General features: G+C 47.8%; 16 protein-coding genes. 13 read left to right on the top strand and 3 right to left on the bottom strand.

Going from position 1 to position 21,865, the window contains the following annotated elements:
• Positions 1–493: 493 nt before the first annotated feature.
• Positions 494–1,945 carry a decarboxylating NADP(+)-dependent phosphogluconate dehydrogenase gene (gnd, locus tag EDC14_RS18865; RefSeq protein ID WP_132015865.1) on the top strand — a complete coding sequence of 484 codons (1,452 nt, stop codon included), beginning with the start codon at positions 494–496 and terminating at the stop codon, positions 1,943–1,945.
• Between the two features lie 125 nt (positions 1,946–2,070).
• Here the strand turns inward: gnd and EDC14_RS18870 are convergent, their stop codons facing one another.
• From EDC14_RS18870 to EDC14_RS18880, 3 genes are all read right to left on the bottom strand, one after another.
• Positions 2,071–2,493, bottom strand: a complete 423-nt coding sequence (locus EDC14_RS18870) for an organic hydroperoxide resistance protein (protein ID WP_132015866.1) — start codon at positions 2,491–2,493, stop codon at positions 2,071–2,073.
• 517 nt (positions 2,494–3,010) lie between these two features.
• A complete protein-coding gene (asd, locus tag EDC14_RS18875) occupies positions 3,011–4,099 on the bottom strand; it encodes an aspartate-semialdehyde dehydrogenase (protein WP_132015867.1) in 1,089 nt (362 codons plus the stop codon).
• 35 nt (positions 4,100–4,134) lie between these two features.
• Positions 4,135–5,082 carry a DMT family transporter gene (locus tag EDC14_RS18880; RefSeq protein WP_132015868.1) on the bottom strand — a complete coding sequence of 316 codons (948 nt, stop codon included), beginning with the start codon at positions 5,080–5,082 and terminating at the stop codon, positions 4,135–4,137.
• 149 nt (positions 5,083–5,231) lie between these two features.
• On the opposite strand from EDC14_RS18880, the gene EDC14_RS18885 reads away from it, so the two are divergent.
• From EDC14_RS18885 to lpxD, 12 genes are all read left to right on the top strand, one after another.
• Positions 5,232–6,200: a LysR family transcriptional regulator gene (locus tag EDC14_RS18885; RefSeq protein ID WP_132015869.1), complete on the top strand. Its 969-nt coding sequence runs from the start codon at positions 5,232–5,234 to the stop codon at positions 6,198–6,200.
• 48 nt (positions 6,201–6,248) lie between these two features.
• Entirely contained in the window at positions 6,249–7,196 is a 948-nt protein-coding gene (locus EDC14_RS18890) for an alpha/beta hydrolase (RefSeq protein WP_132015870.1), read from the top strand.
• A gap of 419 nt (positions 7,197–7,615) precedes the next feature.
• Positions 7,616–9,214, top strand: coding sequence for a SpoIVB peptidase S55 domain-containing protein (locus tag EDC14_RS18895; protein ID WP_165908130.1), 1,599 nt, complete (start codon positions 7,616–7,618; stop codon positions 9,212–9,214).
• 35 nt (positions 9,215–9,249) lie between these two features.
• Positions 9,250–13,929 carry a translocation/assembly module TamB domain-containing protein gene (locus tag EDC14_RS18900; protein WP_132015872.1) on the top strand — a complete coding sequence of 1,560 codons (4,680 nt, stop codon included), beginning with the start codon at positions 9,250–9,252 and terminating at the stop codon, positions 13,927–13,929.
• Between the two features lie 218 nt (positions 13,930–14,147).
• Positions 14,148–14,792 carry a sigma-70 family RNA polymerase sigma factor gene (locus EDC14_RS18905; protein ID WP_165908131.1) on the top strand — a complete coding sequence of 215 codons (645 nt, stop codon included), beginning with the start codon at positions 14,148–14,150 and terminating at the stop codon, positions 14,790–14,792.
• 143 nt (positions 14,793–14,935) lie between these two features.
• Positions 14,936–15,706 carry a hypothetical protein gene (locus EDC14_RS18910; protein WP_132015874.1) on the top strand — a complete coding sequence of 257 codons (771 nt, stop codon included), beginning with the start codon at positions 14,936–14,938 and terminating at the stop codon, positions 15,704–15,706.
• An 18-nt stretch (positions 15,707–15,724) separates the two neighbouring features.
• Positions 15,725–17,521: a BamA/OMP85 family outer membrane protein gene (locus EDC14_RS18915; RefSeq protein WP_132015875.1), complete on the top strand. Its 1,797-nt coding sequence runs from the start codon at positions 15,725–15,727 to the stop codon at positions 17,519–17,521.
• Between the two features lie 16 nt (positions 17,522–17,537).
• Entirely contained in the window at positions 17,538–18,836 is a 1,299-nt protein-coding gene (locus EDC14_RS18920; RefSeq protein ID WP_132015876.1) for a hypothetical protein, read from the top strand.
• Between the two features lie 35 nt (positions 18,837–18,871).
• On the top strand, positions 18,872–19,450 hold the full coding sequence (locus tag EDC14_RS18925) for an OmpH family outer membrane protein (RefSeq protein ID WP_132015877.1): 579 nt from the start codon (positions 18,872–18,874) through the stop codon (positions 19,448–19,450).
• Complete coding sequence (locus EDC14_RS18930; RefSeq protein ID WP_132015878.1) at positions 19,428–20,369, top strand: hypothetical protein; 942 nt, start codon at positions 19,428–19,430, stop codon at positions 20,367–20,369. The genes EDC14_RS18925 and EDC14_RS18930 overlap by 23 nt, the downstream gene beginning before the upstream one ends.
• A 40-nt stretch (positions 20,370–20,409) precedes the next feature.
• A complete protein-coding gene (locus tag EDC14_RS18935) occupies positions 20,410–20,823 on the top strand; it encodes an OmpH/Skp family outer membrane protein (RefSeq protein ID WP_132015879.1) in 414 nt (137 codons plus the stop codon).
• A 12-nt stretch (positions 20,824–20,835) separates the two neighbouring features.
• On the top strand, positions 20,836–21,861 hold the full coding sequence (gene lpxD, locus EDC14_RS18940) for a UDP-3-O-(3-hydroxymyristoyl)glucosamine N-acyltransferase (protein WP_132015880.1): 1,026 nt from the start codon (positions 20,836–20,838) through the stop codon (positions 21,859–21,861).
• The last annotated feature ends 4 nt before the right edge of the window (positions 21,862–21,865 follow it).

Here is a 21,865-nt window from a genome sequence, read left to right on the forward strand (position 1 = left end):
TTCGCCGGCGTTCATGCCGCCCTTTTTCGCGCGTTTGATGCCAATCCTTTTCATTTCATGAATTGAAGAGGTTTATTCCCCGAATGGTTATTGAAAAACCATTCTTTGGCGTCTTGCCGGCAAAGGGAGCTGACAATGGTAGGGTTATTGCAATTGAAAATTGTCGGGATTATCTTGAAAACTGTCCCTGGCTTTGGGGCGTATCACCCAGTAAAATGGTATTAAAATTTGCTCGCGAAACATCTTCCATGATGTGGCTGCGATTTGAACGCTGGAAGCGTCTCATCGACCGGGGGCCCTTCAGAAGTATTCCAAAATATTTTGTGAAAATGAGAACTTGTCGAAGCCGGAAGGAACTCAAAAGGACGATCGCGAATTTGCTTGTATTCACGAAACGGTAGAGACTTTGAACCGGCATTCTCGCCAATCGATTGGGGGCGGCATCGAGAGATAGAGGTCAAAGACCCATAAATCATAAACAGGAGGTAGTGGAATGAGTAAAGCGGACATCGGTTTGATTGGCTTGGCGGTCATGGGCGAAAATCTGGTGATGAACATGGAGAGCAAGGGATTCACCGTTGCCGTGTATAACCGCAGCACCGAAAAGGTGACCCACTTCGTAGAGGGCCGGGCTCAGGGCAAGAAGATCATCGGCGCTTATTCGATCGAAGAACTGATTCAGAATTTGAAGACCCCGCGCAAGGTAATGCTGATGGTCAAGGCGGGACGGCCGGTCGATGACTTCATTGAGCTGCTCATTCCCCATCTGGAACCAGGCGACATCATCATCGACGGCGGCAACTCCCATTTCCCGGACACGACCCGCCGCACCCAGTATGTGGAGAGCAAGGGCTTGCTCTATATCGGCACCGGTGTCTCCGGCGGCGAAGAGGGCGCGTTGCTCGGGCCGAGCATGATGCCGGGCGGATCGCCGGCGGCCTGGCCGCATGTGAAACCGATTTTCCAGGCCATCTGCGCCAAAGTCGCCGATGGCAGTCCCTGCTGCGATTGGGTCGGCGAGAACGGAGCCGGGCATTTCGTGAAGATGGTCCACAATGGCATCGAATACGGCGACATGCAGCTGATCTGCGAGGCCTACCAATTGATGCGCGACCTGCTCGGGATGTCTGCCGACGAGATGCACCAGGTTTTCAAGGAATGGAACCAGGGGGAGCTGGAGAGCTATCTGATCGAGATCACCCGCGACATCCTCGCCTACAAGGATACGGACGGGCAACCGATCGTCGACAAGATCCTGGATACCGCCGGCCAGAAAGGCACCGGCAAATGGACCGGTATCGCCGCATTGGACGAAGGGGTACCGTTGACCCTGATCGGCGAGGCGGTCTTCGCCCGCTGCCTGTCGGCCATGAAAGAGGAACGGGTGGCAGCCTCGAAAGTACTCTCCGGGCCGCAGCCGACGTTCGACGGGGATAAGCAGGCATTGATCGAGGACATTAAGAACGCCCTGTACGCTTCGAAGATCGTCTCCTACGCCCAGGGATACACGCTGATGCGGGCCGCCGCCGGGACCTACGGCTGGAACCTGAATTACGGCGGGATCGCTTTGATGTGGCGGGGCGGTTGCATCATTCGTTCGGTTTTCCTCGGCAAGATCAAAGAGGCCTTTGACCACAATCCGGGACTCACCAATCTCCTGCTCGATCCGTTCTTCAAAGAGAAGGTCGAGGGAGCCCAGGCCGGCTGGAGAAGGGTCTGCGCCGCCGCGCTGACCAACGGGATCCCGATCCCCGCCTTCACCACCGCGCTCTGCTATTTCGACGGTTTCCGGACCGCAAAGCTTCCGGCCAACCTCCTTCAGGCGCAGCGGGATTACTTCGGCGCTCATACCTACGAGCGGGTCGACCAACCGCGCGGCCAGTTCTTCCACACCAATTGGACCGGCAAGGGCGGAACCACCTCGGCCTCCACGTATGTGGTCTGATTTAGCATAGATCTCAGAGGTGACTAAAAAGGGCTGCCCCCAAACGAACGAAGGGGCGGCCCTTTTTAGTCCCGATAAAACCGAAGCCGAAGTGATAATCCAGCGGATGGCTAAAGGTCGCCCAGTTATTCCGTCCGGGCTGCCAGCGTGACTTCGACATTGCCCCGTATCGCGTTGGAATAAGGGCAGACTTGATGGGCTTCCTGAACCATGCTTTCGGCGGTGGCCTGGTCGACTCCGGAAAGGGTGGCGGTTAGGGAGACGGCCAAGGAATAGCCGCCCGCTTGGTTCCGGCCGATGCCGACCTCCGCCGTTACTGAGGTCGCTGGGACGTTTATTTTTTGGACCCGGGCCACATGAAGAATGGCGTTTTCAAAACAAGCCGCGTAGCCGGCGGCAAATAACTGCTCGGGGTTGGCGCCGGCCTTTCCGGAACCGCCCATTTCCTTGGGGACTGCCAGCTCCAGATCGAGCGGGCTGTTTTCCACCCGGACCTTGCCGTCGCGGCCGCCGTGGGAGATGGCTTTGGCTTGATAAAGGATTTTCATGATAATCCCTCCAAAAAATATCATTTAATTAACTATATTATAGTTTAACATCATTATCATTTTGGAGTCAATAGATTCAGCCGATCGATCCCAGTTCTTTCTGTACCAGTCATCAAGGCGAAGATGTTTTCGGATTCATGCCATGGTTCTGAACGGAGAAACCACCTCGCCCGCTTGCGGCCCGATACCGGGAAGGACGGCTGATCCAGATCAAGCTGACGGTAAATGTGCCGAGGCTTTTCGAGGGGTTCCATTGCGGACTTGAGAAACCGGGATTTTTGGTTTGGCGAAGGAGGGCGGCATCGACCCCGTCCGGGGCGCCGGTCGCCCCGGTTCGCTTATTCATCATGGTGTTCCGGGCAGTTGTAGCCTCAAGCGGGGCAGCCGTTGCCCCGCTTGAGGCAATACTCGAAATAAGGAGGGCAAAAAATGCCCTTTCAGGGGCTAGGCCCCGCTCAATTCAGGCAACACTTGCCCCGGATCGAGGATTCCCGGCGGCAAAGATGCTGCGGCCCCATCACGCTTTGGCGGAGAGATATCCCTCGGCCCGGAGCAGTTCCGCGATGAGCACCGCCCCGCCGGCGGCGCCCCGGAGCGTGTTGTGGGAGAGCGCCACAAATTTGTAGTCGAACAGTGTATCCTGGCGCAGCCGGCCGACGGTTATACCCATGCCGTTCTCAAAGTCCCGGTCCAGCCGGGTCTGGGGCCGGTCCTCCTCGTCAAAATAGTGGATGAAGCGGCGCGGCGCCGAGGGGAGGCCCAAAGCTTGCGGCCGGCCCTGGAAGCTCCGCCAGCGCTCCAGGATGGTTTCCCGGTCCGGCTTTTTGGCGAAGCTGACGAAGACGGTCGCCAGGTGGCCGTCGGTCACCGGCACCCGGATGCACTGGGTAGTGATTACCGGCGCAGTGGCGTAGGCGATCTGCCCGTCAGCCACCGCGCCCCAGATCTTTAACGGTTCGATCTCGCTCTTTTCTTCCTCGCCTGGGATAAAAGGAATCACGTTGTCCACCATTTCCGGCCAGTCGGCAAAGGTTTTGCCCGCACCGGAAATCGCTTGATAGGTACTGGCCACCACCCGGGCCGGCTGGAGCTCGCGCAAAGCGTGGAGCGGCGGCACGAAGCTCTGAATGGAGCAGTTGGGCTTGACGGCGATGAAGCCGTTTTTGGTTCCCAGCCGCTTCTTTTGCCAGTCAATCAGCGCCAGATGTTCCGGGTTGATCTCCGGGATCAGCATCGGCACATCGGGGGTCAGCCGGTGCGCCGAATTGCAGGAGATTACCGGGGTTTCGGCCTTGGCGAATGCTTCCTCCATTTGCCCGGTCGCTGCTTTGGGCAGCGACACGGCACAGAAGACGAGATCGACCATCTCGGCCAGCTGGCTGACGCGCTCGGCATTTTGGACAGTGAGCCCGGCCAGCCGTTCGGGGAGGGGCTGGCTCATTTTCCAGCGGTCCCGTACCGCCTCGGCATAGCTTTTCCCGGCCGAACCCGGGCTTGCGGCAACCATGGTCACTTCGAACCACGGGTGGTCCTGCAACAGCGTCATCAGCCGCTGGCCGACCATTCCGGTTCCGCCCACCAGACCGACCTTTAATTTGCGCTCCATTTGACATTCCTCCGGTTTCTTATTTTAAAATGAGATCACGGGTTTACGATTTCCCGGTTATCCCCTGGACCGCCGCCAGGGACTCCGGCCGGTTTGGTTCGCTTCCGGCCGCCGTTTTGATTGGCGAGCATTACGCCGCCGATGGCCAAGAGGCCGCCGACGCCGGTGATGATCTTCGGCATTTCCCGCAACCAGACCAGCCCGATGATCGCGGTAAGCGGCGGAATCAGAAATAGAAAGGAAGCGGCCTTGGCGGCCGGCAGTTTTGACAGAACGAATGACCAGCTGAAATAGGCGATCGCTCCCGGAAAAACACCAAGGTAGATCACTGCCAAACTGGAAGCGGCCGGCGCTTGCATCATGCTGCCGAACAACGGCTTGATGAACGGCAGGGGCAATAAAGTCCCGAACCAGATGGCGTAAGTGGTCACTTCCAGGCTATGATACTTTTTGAGCAGCGGTTTTTGAACTACGATATAGAAGCTTTGGAAGACTGCAGCGCAGAGAATCGCCAGAATTTCGCCGGAAAAAGCGAGGGTCGGACCTCCCTGGCAAGCAATCAAGCTGACGCCGGCGAAACTAACCAGCATTCCCAGCCATCCCAGCGGACGGACTTTCTCTTTTAGGAACAAGGCCGACCCGATCAGCGTGAAGAGCGGAGCGGTATTTACGATCAAACTGGCCGACGCTGCCGTTACAGAGCGTTCCCCATAATTCAACGCCATATTATAGCCGGCGATCCCCACCGTTCCCAATAGCGCCAACCGGCATAAATCGCGGGGTTCGGGAAAGCGGATCTTCCTGAGTCCGGCTACCGCCAGCAGACACAGCGAGGCGACCAGATAGCGGAAGAGCGCCAGCTGAAACGGATCATAGTCGCGCAGTCCCACCCGGATGCCCACGAAGGCCGAGGCCCATAAACTCAAGGTTATTGCGGCGGCAGCCCAGCGAGTGGCGGGATGGCCGGTAGTTTTGATAAACATATTGGTTCACCTCGGATTGGATGGAATGGAAGCTCGTTGAAAAACAGCTATATTTTATATAGCGACCATGATATCATGAAATTAGGAATTGGTAAAATTGATAGTTTCGAAAGGTTCATTCGATAAACTTGATGGAATGAGGTCCCGGCATGGAATTGAAGCAATTGCAGACCTTTGTCACCATCGCCCGGCGCGGCAGCTTTACCCAGGCCGCGCAGGAACTGGGTTATGCGCAATCGACCATTACCACCCAGATCCAACTGTTCGAACAGGAGCTGGGCACCAGACTCTTTGAACGCCTGGGACGTAGCGTGGCGCTCACCCCCGCCGGAGCCAAGCTTTTGGAGTATGCCCGGCCGATCCTGCGTCTTTGCGCGGAAGCGCAGCGAGCGGTGGCCGTCGGCGAAAACATGCGCGGAATCCTGACCATCGGGGCGGTTGAGTCCCTGTGCGTGGTGCGGCTGCCGGAGCTGGTCAGGGAATACCGGCGACGTTACCCGGAAGTGGAGATTGCGCTCAAGATCGCCAACTGCGCCGATTTTCGCGAACTCCTAGGGGAAAACCAGATCGACGTGGCCTTCTTTTTGGACCAAGCGATCGCCGCGCCGGATCTGGTGACTGCTTTGCAGGTCCCGGAGCCGCTGACCTTCTTGGCGATGCCCGGACATCCGCTGATTAGCCGGGCGCCGATCGGTCCGGCGGATCTGGCCGGAGCGTCTTTGATCCTGACCGAGGCCGGATGCAGCTATCGGAGAGCTTTGGAATCCACGCTGGCCGGGGCCGGCGTGAAACCGCACTCGGTGTTAGAAACGGGCAGCCTCCAAGCAATCAAACAGTTTACCATGGATGGGATGGGCATTACCTTGCTGCCGCGGATTGCGGCCACCGCAGAACTGGCTGACGGCCGCCTGGTCAAACTGGACTGGATAGGGCCGGAGTTCGCCATGTTGACTCAGTTGGTCTATCACAAGGATAAATGGCTTTCTCCGCCGCTCCGCGCATTTATCGCTTTGGCTCAAGCACGGATGGGGCGGGACAATGGGGCGGTTGCCCGGCGGAAGGCCGGTGAAATGGCGGGAGAAATTGGGGATTCGGAATCATTCGCTTCGCTTTCGTAGTATAATGGGAATAAAGGCGATGAGCCTTGGCGCGCGAGGTGATGAGGGGTGCTAAAACCAATCGTTGAAGCCCGTCCGGGACGCCGATTCAGCCGGCAAAAACCGGTCGATTCTCAATGGGAACAGCGGATTCGAGCATCGCTTACCGGCGATGACCCGGCGCGTTTGGAATTGGCCCGTTCCTTGGCGGAAACGGCCTATTACCATCCAGAATGCGAGGCTGTCCGGGCCAGACCCGAGCAACGAAGTTTCTATATGGACCATGATCGCGTGACCGAACGCTCGGTCTTGCTATTGCACGGCTGGACGGCTTGCCCTTTTGAAATGCGTGAACTTGGCCTGCGTCTATATGCGGAGGGGTACAATGTGGTCGGCCCGCGTTTGGCCGGACATGGTACCCGGGTGGAAGATTTCGTTTGTTACGGCGGTAACGACTGGTGGGCGGCGGCGCGGGAAGGTCTGGAGATTGCCGCCTTGAGCGGCCGGACCGTGACGATCATCGGCGAAAGCATGGGCGGGAGCCTGGCGGCATTATTAGCGCAAGCATATCCCCAACTGGTACAGAAGCTAATTCTGTGCGCGCCTTGCTTTGAGATCGCCAATCCGCTGGCTCCCTTCACTCGATGGCAATGGGTGCAACGGTTCATTCCCCAGGTGGACATGGGACCGCAACCCGAATGGATGCGGGGTTTTTGGTACTCCGTGGTCCCTACCTCCGCTATCGCCGAATTAGTCCAGGTCGCCGCCGCGGCGCGTCGTACCGGGCCGCTCCTGGCGACGCCGGTCGTAATCATTCAGGCGGACGAGGATCAAATGGTTCGGCCAGTCGGCGCACACCGTTATCTGCGCTCTTTAACCCGGCTGGCGGAAGGAGAAAAACGGTTGATCGCTTTTTCCGGCGGACACCATAATTTGACGGTGTCTTTAAACCCCCAAAAAGAACGGGTGTTTAAGTGGATTCTCAGTTCGATCGGCCGGAAAGAAGCGGTGGCCTAAAAATTAGGAGACCGGTTATACGGGAATCATCTTATGGTAATTTATGCAAACCATCATGAGTTTTCCATGAGCGTCATGGAATGCTAAGACCGGAAAAAATAAATAATATTGTGGGATTTATGCAACTCTTAGCCGGTCTATGCGTTTGATTTTACTGTAACTACCTTTCGCCATCGAACAACTTCTTGCAGGATTTGCCCAGGCATGGACGAATATATTTCATCATTGCAATAATTGAAAAAGGGCTTTGTTGATCCAAGCGATGTCGCGATTCTTAGTATGAAAAAGATGAACTGCTGAATCGATTGGAAGCCCCCTTTAAATGCCGCAATGAATCGGAACCCTTTGGAATGAGGAGTGGTCGCGTGTTCACCCGGAGAAATCTGCTATGGCTTTGTCTTTCGATATGGCTATTCGTTATGGCCGCACCATTTTCTCTGGCGCAGACGAAGACCAAGTTTTTTCCGATTGAAGAGGTCAGACCGGGGTTAAAAGGCGTCGGCTATACGGTTTTTTCCGAAACGAAGATCAGTTCTTTTGATGTCACGGTTTTGTCGATGGTCGAAAGCAATCTGGGAAAAGGTAAATTAATTCTGGTCCGGCTGTCCGGCAAACTCTTGCAAGAGAACGGAGGACTCTCCGCGGGTATGAGCGGAAGTCCGGTTTATATCGATAAAAAATTACTCGGCGCCATCAGCTATGGCTTTGAAAATGCCGACCCGTTTTTAGCTTTGGTAACGCCGATTGACGACATGATGAAATTGACGCCGCTTGATACCTTCTCCAGCCATTCATTGCCTTCGGCGGTTCCGGCCGGTACGCCGGTGATGGTCAGCGGAATGGGTCAGCGGGCTTATGAGATATTATACCGCTCTCTGGGTGATCATGGGTTGAAGGCCGTGATGATGCCGAAAGTTTACGGCCAATCCAAACGGGGTGATGAGCCGGTAAAACCGGGAAGCGCCATCGCAGTTCAAATGGTCTCCGGGGATTATCAGGTCGCGGCGATAGGCACGGTTACTTGGGTGGATAAACAGAAGTTTCTGGCTTTTGGGCATTCTTTCGCCAATAAAGGCGAGGTAGACTATTTAGCCCTTCAAGCATACATTCTGGACACGGTCAAAAGCCCGGTCATGTCATTTAAAATCGGGGTGCCGCTCGAACCGGTCGGGCGGATAGTTCAGGACCGCCAGGCGGGAATTATGGGACATTTGGCTGAATTGCCGCGTTTTATCCCGGTGACCGTGGCTGTTGTGGATTTGGACCGTAAGTTGTCTCGCACCACTAATTTTCAGGTGAACCGGAATGAGCAGATGTTTCGCGATCTGATCTGTTCCGGGGTAATGGATACTATCGATCAAACTCTCGACCGAGTGGGCGGGGGAACCGCCAAATTGAAATTAAATATCCAGACCAATGCTTTGGCCAAACCGATCCTGCGGGAAAACTTGTTTTACGGGAAAGATATTGCATTAGCCAGTCTGGGGGATCTTCGCAATATTCTGGACATATTAGCGGCGAATGAATTCCAAGCGACAGAGGTCCATTCGGTCAAGGTGGATGTGGAAGTTAAGGCCCGGCAAGAAACGGCCCGGATTATAAAGTTAGAAACGGAGAAAGAGAAGTTTAAACCCGGTGAAAGTATTGCACTCAAAGCCGTGTTGCACACCTATCGGGGATCCAATCTAACAGTCCCACTGGAAGTGAAGCTTCCCGATAACCTGGAACCGGGGAAACTATCCCTGACCGCCCGTGGAGGAGCCAAGGATAGTAATTTGGAGGAGAACGATTCGGTCAAGAACAGCCGCTTCAAGGTTGATTACAAGAATGTCGACTCGCTAGAGAAATTGGTCAAGACTTATTTGGATACCCCCGTCAATCAGCAATTGGTAGTAGAATTCACCAACAACGCCAAATCCGGCGCAGATAAGGAACCGCAGACGGAACAGTCGAAAGCGGATACCAACTACTACATAATCGGCGAGGCACAACTCACCATTGAACTTCTTCCCCGCTAGAGCCGACAAGCTGAAAGAGAATTTGGAGAAGCTGCATGAGCGTTACGGCCTATAAAAAATCAATGATTGGAATCATTATTGCGATCGCGGTGGCAGGATTATTTTTGTCAGCCGTCTCGTTTTATTTTGCCCAGGAGCAAGTGCTGACCAATCAGGTCCGCCGTCAATTGCAGGTCTCCTTAAAAGCAACCGGTCTCAAAGTGAAAATTGGCCGGGTCCGATGGACGGGGTGGGGACGTTTCACCGGCCGCGATTTGGTTCTTACCGACCCGAAGACTGGTCAAAATCCTTTTACAGCCGAACGGGTAGATATCAGTCTCGATCCGGTACGGCTTTTGCGGAACCCGCGCCGTCCGGAAGTGATCCTTTCCAAGGTGGAATTCTTTCATCTGCGTGCCAAGATGATGCGGTTTGCTGACGGCACTTTCAACTTTCAGCAGTATATTCCCAAAAGTAAACGAAAATTAGCATTGAGGACGTTGTTCAATATTCGGGACGGATTGCTGGAAATCGACGACTATCAGTATGGAACTCACCGGTTGGAACGGGTCCGGGGAAAAATTGATCTTCGTTCATTGCCGTTGATTCGCTGTAGTCTAACGGGAATCGCTGATCTCAACGATGGACTGCAATGGAATCTCGTCAGCACTTATCAAACGGAAGAACAATCCGGTCAAGCGACTCTTCAAATAGAAAAAGCGCTGTTGAAAAAGGTGCTTCCGTTATTACCACGCCGATATCAATTCTCAGTTCGTTCCGGATCGGCTGATTTGCAATTCAATTTCGCCTGGGGCAATAAGGCGGTCTGGCTGAAGAATGGCGGCGTAAAGCTCCGCCATTCGCAGCTTGTTGTGCCCAAACTGAACGATGTATTGACAGTGGATTATCTTCAAGGGTGGTTTGACCCGGATCGGCTTAAACTCGATCGTGCGCGATTCAAGTACCAAGGCGGGGAGATTTTGGCCTCCGGTCAATTGCGTACCACCGATATGGCACTACGGCTTAAATTAGCTGCCAACCATATTCGAATCAACAAAATTAAACAATTTTTGCCGTCTACTACGAATATGACTCTAGCCGGGACCGCCGATCTGCAGTTGGAGGTTGGCGGAAAGCTGAGCCATCCCATTGTGACGGGTGACGTTTTGTTGAATAATACCCGGGTCGTTTGGAAGGAGAAATTAGATCTTAATCGCATCTCCGGTCAATTACGTATTGATAACAATAATCTCACCATTAAACGGCTGGCAGGCTATTGGGAAGACGCTCCGATTGGGGCAACCGGAACGATCAATAATATTTTCAAACCGCAACTGGCGATCGATCTCTATGGTTATGGGTTAAGGCCGGACTACTCAAGTTTGGGTTTGACACAGATTGCCAAGGACGAACTTAAATTCGGAAAAGTGGATGTTTCTGGGAGGCTGAGTGGCGGTTTAAAAGAGCTTTCTTTCGACGGTGAAATGGGCTTTGACTATTTGGAATATCGTCAAATTCGCACCGAGCAAGCCAGAATCAATCTTTATTGGGAAACAGCAACTCAGGCGGTTACGATTAAACAGGTGAGTGGGTTATTCTGGGGAAGCCGGGTATCTGCCACTGGAACCGTAAAGTTGAATTCCCAAGCAGCGGAATGGCGGATGTCGGGTAAAGTTTCCGAATTAAATTTGGCCGTTTTGCCGCTGAGTCAAGCCGTGAAGCCTTCCGGGATTATATCGATGGACATTTTGGCACAGGGACGTTGGCAGCGGGGAGAGGAATTCGATCCAGGAACCGTTTTAGGAGTATTCCACGGTAGTTCCCTTGCTTACCAAGGTGTTCAAATCGATCGAACCGATGGAACATTTAGTTGGAACCATGGAATTTTAGCTGTGGATTCTATGGAAGGAACAGTCGGCGATGGTAAATTCTTTGGACATTTAAACTGGTCAAAAGACGGATTTCGGACCGAACTGGATGCGGAAAAAGTACAACTCCGACAATTGTTGACCAATCGGAACCAGTTTCCAGTGGATGCACTCTTTGAAGGGATGATCACTTTCCAAGGTACACCTGACAATCCAATTGGAAAAATTACTGGAAATTTTGAGAATGTTATTTGGGATTCTAAAGCGATCGGCGATGTCAAGGGCGAAATGCATTATCAGGACCAGGAATTGAAATTTAGCAATTTGCGTGTAGCAACAAACGCTGGTGATTTTTTGCTTCAAGGGAATATTGCCCTAAACAAAGATAAGCCGACCGTTCATGGCACTATAATTAGTGAGAATTTTCAATTGAGCCGTTTTTGGCAAATGCTTCCGTTCGATCCGGCGCTGGATATCGATGGGAATGGCAAAGTGACGTTAATGGTCGATGGAATTTTGTCAAATCCGCAGTTTAAGGGCAGGATTCAACTGGAGAAACCAAGCTTTAACTTTTTTACAGTGGAACGCGGCGAAATCCGTTTCGAGGGTGATCTGAATCATGTTTATTTACAGCAATTTGATCTGATGAAGCAGGATTCCCGGATTCAAATTAGCGGCCAGGTCACTTCAAAAGCCTGGAATTTAACGGTAAATTCCAATTCCTTCGCATTGGAATGGCTAGAATTAAAATACGGGGACAGGGTGCTTCGAGGAAATGTCGAAATCAACGGCAGTTTAACTGGAGATTTGAGCCACCCCCAATTCACAGCTGAACTGAACGGATCCGACTTCAGTTTTGGAAGCTATATCTACCAGCATTTCCTGGCCAATATCGTATGGAATTCGCAAGGTTTGACGATCAAGGACGCACAGTTCCAACAGGATGACAGTCTTTTGAATGTTTTTGGCAATATCGACAATACCCAACCAGCCCGTTTAAATCTTGGCGTTCGAGTGGTTTCGAGCGATTTAAAGCATTTATTACAATTGGTCAATGTTCAGGACATAGATGCCCAAGGTAAGCTTTCCGGGTTAGTGAAGATCACCGGGGCAATCGACGATCCACTGGTTCGGGTGGAAGCTGAGCTTCCGGAAGGGTCTATTAACCAAATACCAATTCAAGGCGGGTTCACGCTTTCCTATACAAATAACAAAGTGAGTATCGAAAATATCCATTTGGAACACGAAAAAGGCTCGTTGATCGCCAATGGAATTTGGGAAAATGGGCAAGTTTTGAAATTAAACACTGCTTTGCGGGATTTTCCCCTGCAGGTCTTAAATCCGCTGTTGCAGCCATCCGCTAGGCTTGAGGGAGTCGCTAATGCCGATATCAATTTGGAATGGAACAATTCTAAAATAACCGGCAATTATCGGATGAACATTATCGGCCTAGCGATGAATCAAACTGTTTTGGGTGATTCTCGGGTAGAGGGCCGTTTGTCAGATCAAGGAATTGAAATAATGGATGGGCAAGTAATCAATAAAGGTGGGGTGCTTACCGCAAAGGGGTACGTTCCTTGGCCTGTAGAAATGCTGCAACGGCTTAAGCTACCAATGCGGCTGAGTCAGGACTATCGGGATTATAACGTACAAGTTGAACTGAGAAATTTTCCGGTTGATTCCATCAATTTTGCCATGAAACAGTTCACTGCCGAAAAAGGAAGTGTTGCTGGTAGCGTTCGAGTGAAGGGAGCTTTATCGAAACCTTTATTTTACGGAAAAATTGCATTCAGCGGGGTGAAAATTGTCGCTCCAGCGTTACCGGTACCTGTGGATAATATGGAAGCCGCATTAACTTTTCAAGGGGAGAAAATCGTTGTAGAAACAGCTCATGGGTCATATGGAACCGGTCGCTTTTCACTGAACGGAGCCATCGAAATTGAGAAGAGTTTGTTCGATCCCGAACTTAATCTTAGCTTTAATGGTAACCGGATATACTATCGTAGCCTTTATTTCGATGGATATGGCGCTTTAAATGTAAATATTACAGGAACACTTGTTCGTCCTATTATCCAAGGAGAGATCTCCATTAACAACGGCAGAATTGGAATTTTAGGTGTACAACCGAAAAAGAGCAGTACCAATACTTGGAATCCCGACCTCGATTTGGTAATTAAAGCCGGCAAAAACGTCCGGTATCGTCAGTATGGTCTGGCGGATGTAGCGGTCCAGGGCGAACTTACAATAAAGGGCCCGCTCAATCATCCGAAGATTAATGGCGAGGCGAGATCTAGAACGGGTATTTTGACCGTTTACGGTCAATCATTTAAAGTGAATAAAGGTACAGCAGTATTTAAAGACTCTGAAGGATTTACTCCTTATATTGATATTGATTCCAGTTTAAAGACATCAAAAGTTGAGGTTTTTTTAACGATGAAAGGTCAAGTGGGTGGGGAGGTTTCTTTCAATTTAAGTTCGCAACCTCATCTCTCGCAATCGGAATTGTTTGCAATTCTTAATTGGTCAGACTTAAGCGGTGATAAGCCATTGACTGTCGATGGTATGGTGTCCGGCAATTTTTCGATTGTTACCGATACCTTGTTTGGAGAAGTATTTTATGAAATCCGAAGAGCGTTAGGAGTCGATTATTTTTATTTGGAACAAGATTATCGTGATCGAAAATTCCGAATCAATGTTGGAGATTATATCACTGAGGAACTATTTTTATCCTACAGCCGTTCAGTTGGCGACGAGCCGGATGATGTATGGGGACTTGATTATCAATTAACTTCTAAACTATTGGCAGGAGGAACCTATTCGATTAACGAGGGTCGTTCTTATCGGATTATTTACCGGATTCGTTTTTAAAAACGGATGTCAAGATTGATAAATACCAGATTTATGAATATCTTATGTTTATAAAATTTAGCCAAGCTTTCCTTAACTTTGCTTGAAGGATAACAAAAATAAAGATAGAACCTTTATAATAACGATTGAGTTTATTTCGGAATAGTCCTTGACCGGCAATTTGTGTCAGGGACTTTGCTCCTTTTAGTTAACTTAACATTTTCCCGGGAAGGTGCCCTTTGATCCAGCAATATTTGGCGGAACTTTCAAAAATTCGCTTGTTGTCCCAGGCGGAGGAGAGCTTGCTTTGGGAAAATTTTAAAGTCGCCAAATCGCGAGAAGCGAGGCAGCGGATTATTGAATCTTATCAACCGCTTGTATATAAAATAGCTTCTCGAATTACCGGCCTCGAAGACTTGTTTTTTGACCTGATACAAGAAGGAACGGTGGGATTAATTGAGGCCACCGAAAGCTTTGATCCGAATATAGGAGTGAAGTTCAGTACCTTTGCTCAGCATCGGATTCGCGGCCGTATGATTGATTACTTAAAACGTCAGCGCTCAAACCAGGATTCTCTGGAAATTGCCTTAAACGGTGAAGAGCTTGAAGGATGGTTATTGCGCATTGCGGATAATCAGGTCAATGTGGAAGAAGAAGTATCGTTAAAATTGATTGGGCAACAGGTAAACCGAGCAATCTCCAGATTGAACGCTAAAGAGCAGAAAGTAATTTATGATTTGTATATGTTTGATAAAGAACCCGTGGTATCGGCCCAAGAAATGAAGATTAGCCTTTCATATTACTATAAAATTCAAAAAAAAGCTTTACAGCGCCTACGGGGCATGCTATCAAAACTCAGAGCTGAATTAAAGATTAGTAGTTAAAAATGGTCACAAAGGGATATAAATTCAAGCAAATGTTGATTATTGCCGATTAAACGCTAAATTTCCGGGTTATACAGCCGGACAATAATTTGAGTATAAGGTGGATATTATTCCTATAAAGACAATGAGGGGCGGCGCTTTTTATGGATAGGAATCACCCTGAAGTTTTAATCGAACATATTGAAGAAGCCAAAGATTGGCTGGATAAGGCAAAAAGTGAATATATACAGGCCAATCCGGTTCGTGGTGAGATGATTCTGAATTTAGCGCAAGCAGAAGTAAAACATGCATGGGAACTTAGTCGACATCGAACCGTTAATAGTAATATTGTAACAAAGGAACAAAAACGAACGGTTTCAAGTCATAATAATAATTACTGGCTTCCGGTTGCCGCTTCGATTATCGTTTTGGTTGGGATCATTTTTTCAACTAAACTGGTTAGAATAAACTATGAATCCAGAAATTTGGCAACTTTGCCAACACCGACGGGAACAGTTCCGAAGGCTCCAGTTGAAAATGTTCTTTCAAAGGGAATAGTCGATCAAGTGCCCCATCAACTATCGGTTCCTAAACGTGAAGTTCCTAAACAAATTGTTTCAGAGAATGACGTCTCAAAAGAATCAAAATCGGTTATTTTGAAGCCTGAAACCAAACAGCATCTTACTGTTGCCGAGACGGAACAGTCTCTTCCTCAAGTTAGCGTTGAACCGGAAACTAAAACCAAAACGTTTCCGATTGAGATTGAGGTTAAGAAGAGTGAGTCGATAGCTGTTAGCGAAACAAAACCACGCGAGAATCTTAACCGTCCGGTCGCAGTTACCAATCAACCCAGGTTGCAACCGGCCGTTCAGCTATCGATCGATGAGGAAGCTTTAACTCGAGAAGCTTCTCATAGTTTACGAAATGGCAAATAACGACAGAGGGGGATTTTTTTGAATTTGTTTAGCCGGATCCGTGGAATAGTTACAATAGCAGTTGTACTTTGTTTGATGCTGGCTTTGGCCTATCCGGTGACCGCTGAAACCAGCCCTACGGTTTTGATGTTTGACGTTGAAGGAAATACTCGAGTACCAGCTGAAAAAATTCTTGGAGCGATCTCCAATACAAAAATCGGAGATCCTTTTGATGTTCGAAAAGTTGAAGCAGATATGAAATCCATCATGGCGTTGGGTTATTTTTCTGATATCAACCTTAAAACGGAAAAAATGTTTGATGGAGTCAAGGTAGTTTTCGAAGTGGTAGAAAATCCGACTCTTAAAGAAATACAGCTGATCGGTTTAACAAAGGTAAAACAAGAAGAGTTGAAAACATTTTTCACTCAAAAAACCGGGGATGTTTTCAGTGCCGCAGTTTTTCGGGACGACCTTTCAAAAGCTTTAAAGTATTGCCGGGAGACTAAAGGGTTGTTTATTGAACCGAAGAGCGAAGGACAGATTAGTATTTCGGCAGATGGCGTCGTTCGAGTGGAACTGGTTGAGTTAAAATATGGCAAGATTGTGATCAAAGGATTGGAAAAAACCAAGGAATCAGTGATTTTGCGTGAATTATCGATCCGTGAAGGAGATATTATTAATTATAATGAATTAAAAGAAGATTATATGAATATCATGCGTCTCCGTTTGTTTGACGGCGTGGAGCCGCGTTTGGAAAAAAGCGTGATCCCTAATTCTTATGATGTTATCTTTGAAGTAAAAGAGGCTCAAACTGGAAGTTTCTCTTTTGGAGTTACCTTTGGACAGTCCGACGGGAAAGTGGGTGGCGTCCTAGGCTATTCCGAAGGAAACTTAATGGGACTGGGCCAGAATATTTCTCTGGATTTAAATTTCTCTGAATCCGAGCAGAATGCTCAATTCTCATTCTATGAACCCTGGTTGGATAGCAAACACACTTCGTTTGGAGTATCCATGTGGAATACGGATAATAATTTCTATTCCACTTTGTCTACTTGGTATCCGGGTGACGCCAAAGACTATTATATCCATTTGATCGAAACCGGACTTTCATTGTCTTTTGGTCGTCCTTTAGGGAAAGATACCCGGGGAACGGTGCGCTTCAGTTTCCAGCGGGATAATATTCCGACAGGCGATATTTTGGATTCAGATGATGGAAATAGCGTTAGTTTGGGTGACCCGGCTCTTCCAACGGAATTTTGGGATAATTCGGTGGGTCTGAATGTTACTAAAAACAGATTATCTTACCAAGATCGCAACTTCGTAGACGGAGGGTACCAACTTTCGGCCGATTATTCTGTTGCTGGAAGGTATCTGGGCGGAGAATTTAACTATCAAAAAGGGACTTTGGAAGGAAAATGGTTCCATTCTTTCTCGCCTAATCTTGTTTTGGGTACCCGTTTACAAGGTTCGCTTGTTTCCGGTGATTATCCTGACTATGATGCGTTATATCTTGGAGGAATGTATAAGTTACGCGGATATGCGGACCAACGGTTTGACAATAATATATCCAAACAATTAATTGGCGATCAATATCTATTATCCAACACAGAGCTCCGGTATCGGTTGCCTTCGAATAAGAGTTTAGAGTTTGTTGTATTCTATGATGCCGGACAGATAAATAATAATATCGGCGGTGGAAGTTCCTTTAAATCGGATTATGGAATTGGCATCCGTTATAATATTCCCTTACTTGGTGTTTTACGTCTGGACCAAGCTTGGAACACTGACAAAGGTGATGGAAATCGTTTGGTCTTTAGCTTAGGTGAAATGTTCTAACTTTTGGGGTGGTATGTTGAGAAATCTTTTTAAGTGTTTCGTATCCCTCATATTCACGCTAGTTATGATCAACGGTAGCTTCAACCTAAGAACTGCTTTGGCCGCTACGAATGGGAAAGAAAGTGAGGTTCAATCGGTCGAAGTTCAGTTAGTGGTCTCAGGTAAAGTTTATGACGGGTTGCAGGATCGAATTGAATATAGTATTGGTCGGGTGGGAGAGAAGATTTTACTCTCCCAACCCATCTCTTTATTGCAAAAGAATGAAGAAACAGTTAAAACAGCGATTTATAATGTATTTTCCAAAGTTTTAACGGGGTTCAAATTGGATTCAGTTGATTTGTTTTTGGGTGAACACACCCGAGTCGTAATCCAATTAACACCGCTTCCTCCACTTATATCAAAGGTTCGCCTTCAAGTAAGAGTTAAAGATGTATCCCCTGAGATTATTCGCCTCATCGATGAGTTGAGTCTGAAAGTGGAAGACGATCTAAATCAGGTGCTAGTGGGACTCCCAGTGGCTTCTGTGTCTTGGTCGGAAGCAATTGTTAATCTTGCAACCAATTTTTTGGTTGAAAGGGAATTCCCCGGTTTTTCGGGCCGTTTTGAGATGAAAGCCGGTTCCGAAACTCAGCTGACTTTAATCTTAACTCCCAGAAAGCCAGTCGTGGAAATGGTTAAAGTTCATTATGCCTCTTCCAGTATTCCGGCATGGTTTCTTAAATTAAAGGTAAAACCATATCAAGAAAATTTCGATATTCTTAAAGGTTTGCCAGTGGAATTTGTAACCCACAACCAGAAGCTTTTAGAAGGGCAAATAACCCGTTCCTTAAACGAGCTTTCGGAAATGCAGCAGTGGGGGATGGCGGCTAAACTTTCCATAACTCCAGGTGTCCAGACTGAAATTAAACTTGCCGTGGATTCTTTGACGCTCCAAACAAAACTAGAAGCCCGCTATTTTGCTGGTACGGATAATTCTTTTGGTAATTTTTACACATACCTGGGCTACCATACCGATGATTATGAGTTATTTGCCAGAAAGTTTTGGGGGGAGTACCCAGGAGGTGATTTTAAAATCGGCTTGAAATTTCCATTGGCCTCCAATCTTTTCGGCGCTTTTGAGTATGCCCCTGGTGATCGGTTTAAGGACGTTTGGCTCCATTATCAATTTGAACGTGGTGATTATTTAGATTTAACCATGGGTTTAGATGATAGTCCAAATGAAGCTGTGGTGGGAGTTAAAATCAATGACACAGTTAATTTGGAATTTGTAAAGTTTCAGCACCAATCTGGGGTTCAACTGATGTTTCATTTTTAAACTTTGCTAAATTATGAATAAAAAGGAGAGCAAAAATGAAAAGATCTGAAAAGTTGTTTCAAGCATTAACCTTAGGAGTATTAGTATTAACTATTGTTCTTTTAGTAAGCAGTCTGACTGGCGCTGCCCCTTCACAGAATGGTCCGACCGGATATGTCGATTCCGAAAAACTACGTAGTCAGCTTTCTGATTTTAAACGTTTAGAGTCGCTGGTCAAAGATAAACAAGCAGAATTTGATTCGTTTCGTGGGTATATCTATACACAACAGCGAAATGCCGTAAAACAGTTACAAGATAAAGCTGCTCTTGAAAAAAACGGCAAATCAGCGGATGAACAAGCGAATATCGATAAAAAGTTAAAAGATGATATTCAAAAAAAGAACGATGAATTACAGGCCCAATTAGAGCAGAAGTACTCCGAGATTCAGAAGAATCTTGACGAACAAAAAAAAGCAGCAATGGAAAGAGAAAAGAAACTAATCGCAGATGTAGCCGTTGATCAAAAGGTTTCAATGGTTCTGGATAAAGCTGCAGTTCTCTATGGCGGAATCGACATTACGCAGGCAGTAATCGATAAAGCCGCCAAAGAGGATGCAAAAGGAAGCAAAAAATAAGGATGGCTTGCTTCTTACAATGATAATTAACCGCTGGAAGCTAGTAGTATTAATTCTGGCAATTTTTTTATCTGTCTTCGGTTTTATTTTTTTGAAAATCAGCACTGGCAAAAAGTCTACTCATTTCACCAGTGCTGATTATGATCGAGCAAAAATTCACCCACAAGCACGGAGTTGGTCGAAGTATCGGGAAATCGGAAAAGAATTCGCTCATTTCATCGATTTTCCGGCGAATTCAAATACGAATGAGGCGAATGAGAAGGTTCCCCAAATCGTAGATGATGGTGAAATTTCCATTAACAAAGCAATAGAACTTCAGATTTCCGAAGTTCGACGGATGTTTAGCACGGAAAATTTAATAAAACGGGCTGATTTTGAAAAAGAAATTTCGGAATTTGAAGAAAAACTCAAGCATGAGATCGACATTAAGTTTCAGGACACCTTACAACGACTTACTGATTCTCTAAATTTGGATATTCAGCAAAAAAAATCTCTGTTTGCGAAAAATTTGGCTGAATACCGGCGTGGTTTATTAGGCGAACAGCAAGTCAATTTGAGTAGTCTTCAGCTTAAATTGTATATTATTGACCTCTCAAATGATTTAGCTGAAAAAAATCGACTGAGGGACCAAACTTTACTTTTAATTAGTCAGATACGGCAAGATATGGAGATTAAATATGTAGCTGAAGAGCAAAAGCTTCGTGCCCAATTGGATAGAGACCTGAAACAACTGAGAAAACAATTTGATGACAATTTGAATACCTTCAAGGATGAACAAGAACAATATTACCGGGAGCAGGTGAATGCTCTTAAAAAACGATTGGAAGATGAGTACCTTGAATGGTACGTTCAACGCGAAGGTGAGGTCCAAAAAGCTATCAAGTTAAGAGAAGTACCGACGTTTGACTATTCTTTTTAAAGTATGGTAAAAAATGGTAAATTAGGCGGAGGGATTTTTAATGCCAGAGAAAAAGGGGTTCCTTTTACCAGCTTCAATTATCCTAGGCTCTTTAATCATTCTTGCAGGGCTAATTTGGGCTGTCAATGCATCCATGATGAAAATAGGTGTCGTAGACTTTGGTAAACTTTCGAAAGAAAGCGCGCTTGGTCAAAAATTTAATAAAGAGATTGTGGCAAAACAGAAAGAACTTCAGACAAAGTTCAAAGCCGCTAAAACAGATGCAGAAAAGAGCCAAATCAGTTCCGAATTCGAAAGTTTTAAGGCCAGCAAGGAATCGGAGTTTGTCAGCAAAGCAACCCAGGCTGTCAAAACCGTGGCTAAACGAAATAGAGTCAAAGTTGTTAGCAGCCCGCAAGTTTTCATTTACAGCGACACTGACATTACGGCGGAAGTGATTAAAGAATTGAAATGAGGTTCGGATTCAATGACTTCCTTGTCAGATTTAGCAAATTTGGTTCATGGCGAACTAGTTGGCGATGGGCGTCTCGAAATCACTGGAGCGGCCGGTTTTGAAGATGTTCGGGCGGGCGAAATTACTTTCGCTGCCTCCATGCGAGCAGTGGAACCGATAATCAACAGTTGTGCCGCTGCGGTCATTGTTCCAACGAATATTGAGAACATCCGTAAGCCAGCGATTAGAGTTGTCAATCCCCGATTAGCATTTGCCCAAATATTAGCCTTTTTTCATCCTAGTCGACAGAGATTACAAGGGATTCATCCTTCGGCCGTTATTGGGAAGGGTTTTTGCGGAGATGAATGCGCTGTTGGAGCTTTATGCTTTATTGGCGATGATGTTACCATTGGCCGCGGATCGGTGATTTATCCAGGCGCGGTGATAATGGATAGAGTGCAAATAGGGGACAATTCTATTATTCACGCCAATGTCGTTGTCCGTGAAGACTGTGTTATTGGCAAAAATGTACAAATTCATGCCGGTTCTGTGATTGGAGCTGACGGTTTTGTTTACGTTACTGAAAATGGAAGGCATCATAAAGTGCCGGAAGTCGGTAACGTCGTCATTGAAGATGATGTTGAAATTGGAGCCAATGTAACGATCGATCGTGCCACTACCGGTGTGACTCTGATTCAACGGGGAACGAAAATTGATAATCTAGTTCAAATTGCTCACAATTGTAGGCTGGGCGAGGATAATTTGATTATGGGGCAAGTCGGAATTGCCGGTGGTACGAAGTTAGGTGAGCGAGTCACCTTATCTGGCAAAGCAGCAGTGATTGAACGGATAAAAATTGGTGCGGATTCGGTCATTGCCGCTAATGCCCTGGTTATTAATAGTTTGCCAGCGAATTCTTTCGTTTCAGGAATCCCAGCGAGGCCTCATGCGGCGGACATGAGGATTCAGGCTACAGCTGGTCGTTTACCGGAATTATTGAGGGAATTTAAAGAACTTCAAAAAAAGGTAGCGGATTTGGAGGAAAGAATTTTTAAATAGAATA

Source organism: Hydrogenispora ethanolica (assembly GCF_004340685.1).
Taxonomy (GTDB): Bacteria; Bacillota; UBA4882; order UBA8346; family UBA8346; genus Hydrogenispora; species Hydrogenispora ethanolica.

Bases quoted from the DNA above. Each gene is read 5' to 3' on its own strand.
- asd (WP_132015867.1), bottom strand. From the start codon at position 4,099: ATGGAGCGCAAATTAAAGGTCGGTCTGGTGGGCGGAACCGGAATGGTC.
- EDC14_RS18900 (WP_132015872.1), top strand. From the start codon at position 9,250: ATGAGCGTTACGGCCTATAAAAAATCAATGATTGGAATCATTATTGCG.
- EDC14_RS18880 (WP_132015868.1), bottom strand. From the start codon at position 5,082: ATGTTTATCAAAACTACCGGCCATCCCGCCACTCGCTGGGCTGCCGCC.
- lpxD (WP_132015880.1), top strand. From the start codon at position 20,836: ATGACTTCCTTGTCAGATTTAGCAAATTTGGTTCATGGCGAACTAGTT.
- EDC14_RS18930 (WP_132015878.1), top strand. From the start codon at position 19,428: ATGCAAAAGGAAGCAAAAAATAAGGATGGCTTGCTTCTTACAATGATA.
- EDC14_RS18885 (WP_132015869.1), top strand. From the start codon at position 5,232: ATGGAATTGAAGCAATTGCAGACCTTTGTCACCATCGCCCGGCGCGGC.
- EDC14_RS18910 (WP_132015874.1), top strand. From the start codon at position 14,936: ATGGATAGGAATCACCCTGAAGTTTTAATCGAACATATTGAAGAAGCC.
- EDC14_RS18925 (WP_132015877.1), top strand. From the start codon at position 18,872: ATGAAAAGATCTGAAAAGTTGTTTCAAGCATTAACCTTAGGAGTATTA.
- EDC14_RS18895 (WP_165908130.1), top strand. From the start codon at position 7,616: ATGGCCGCACCATTTTCTCTGGCGCAGACGAAGACCAAGTTTTTTCCG.
- EDC14_RS18870 (WP_132015866.1), bottom strand. From the start codon at position 2,493: ATGAAAATCCTTTATCAAGCCAAAGCCATCTCCCACGGCGGCCGCGAC.
- gnd (WP_132015865.1), top strand. From the start codon at position 494: ATGAGTAAAGCGGACATCGGTTTGATTGGCTTGGCGGTCATGGGCGAA.
- EDC14_RS18935 (WP_132015879.1), top strand. From the start codon at position 20,410: ATGCCAGAGAAAAAGGGGTTCCTTTTACCAGCTTCAATTATCCTAGGC.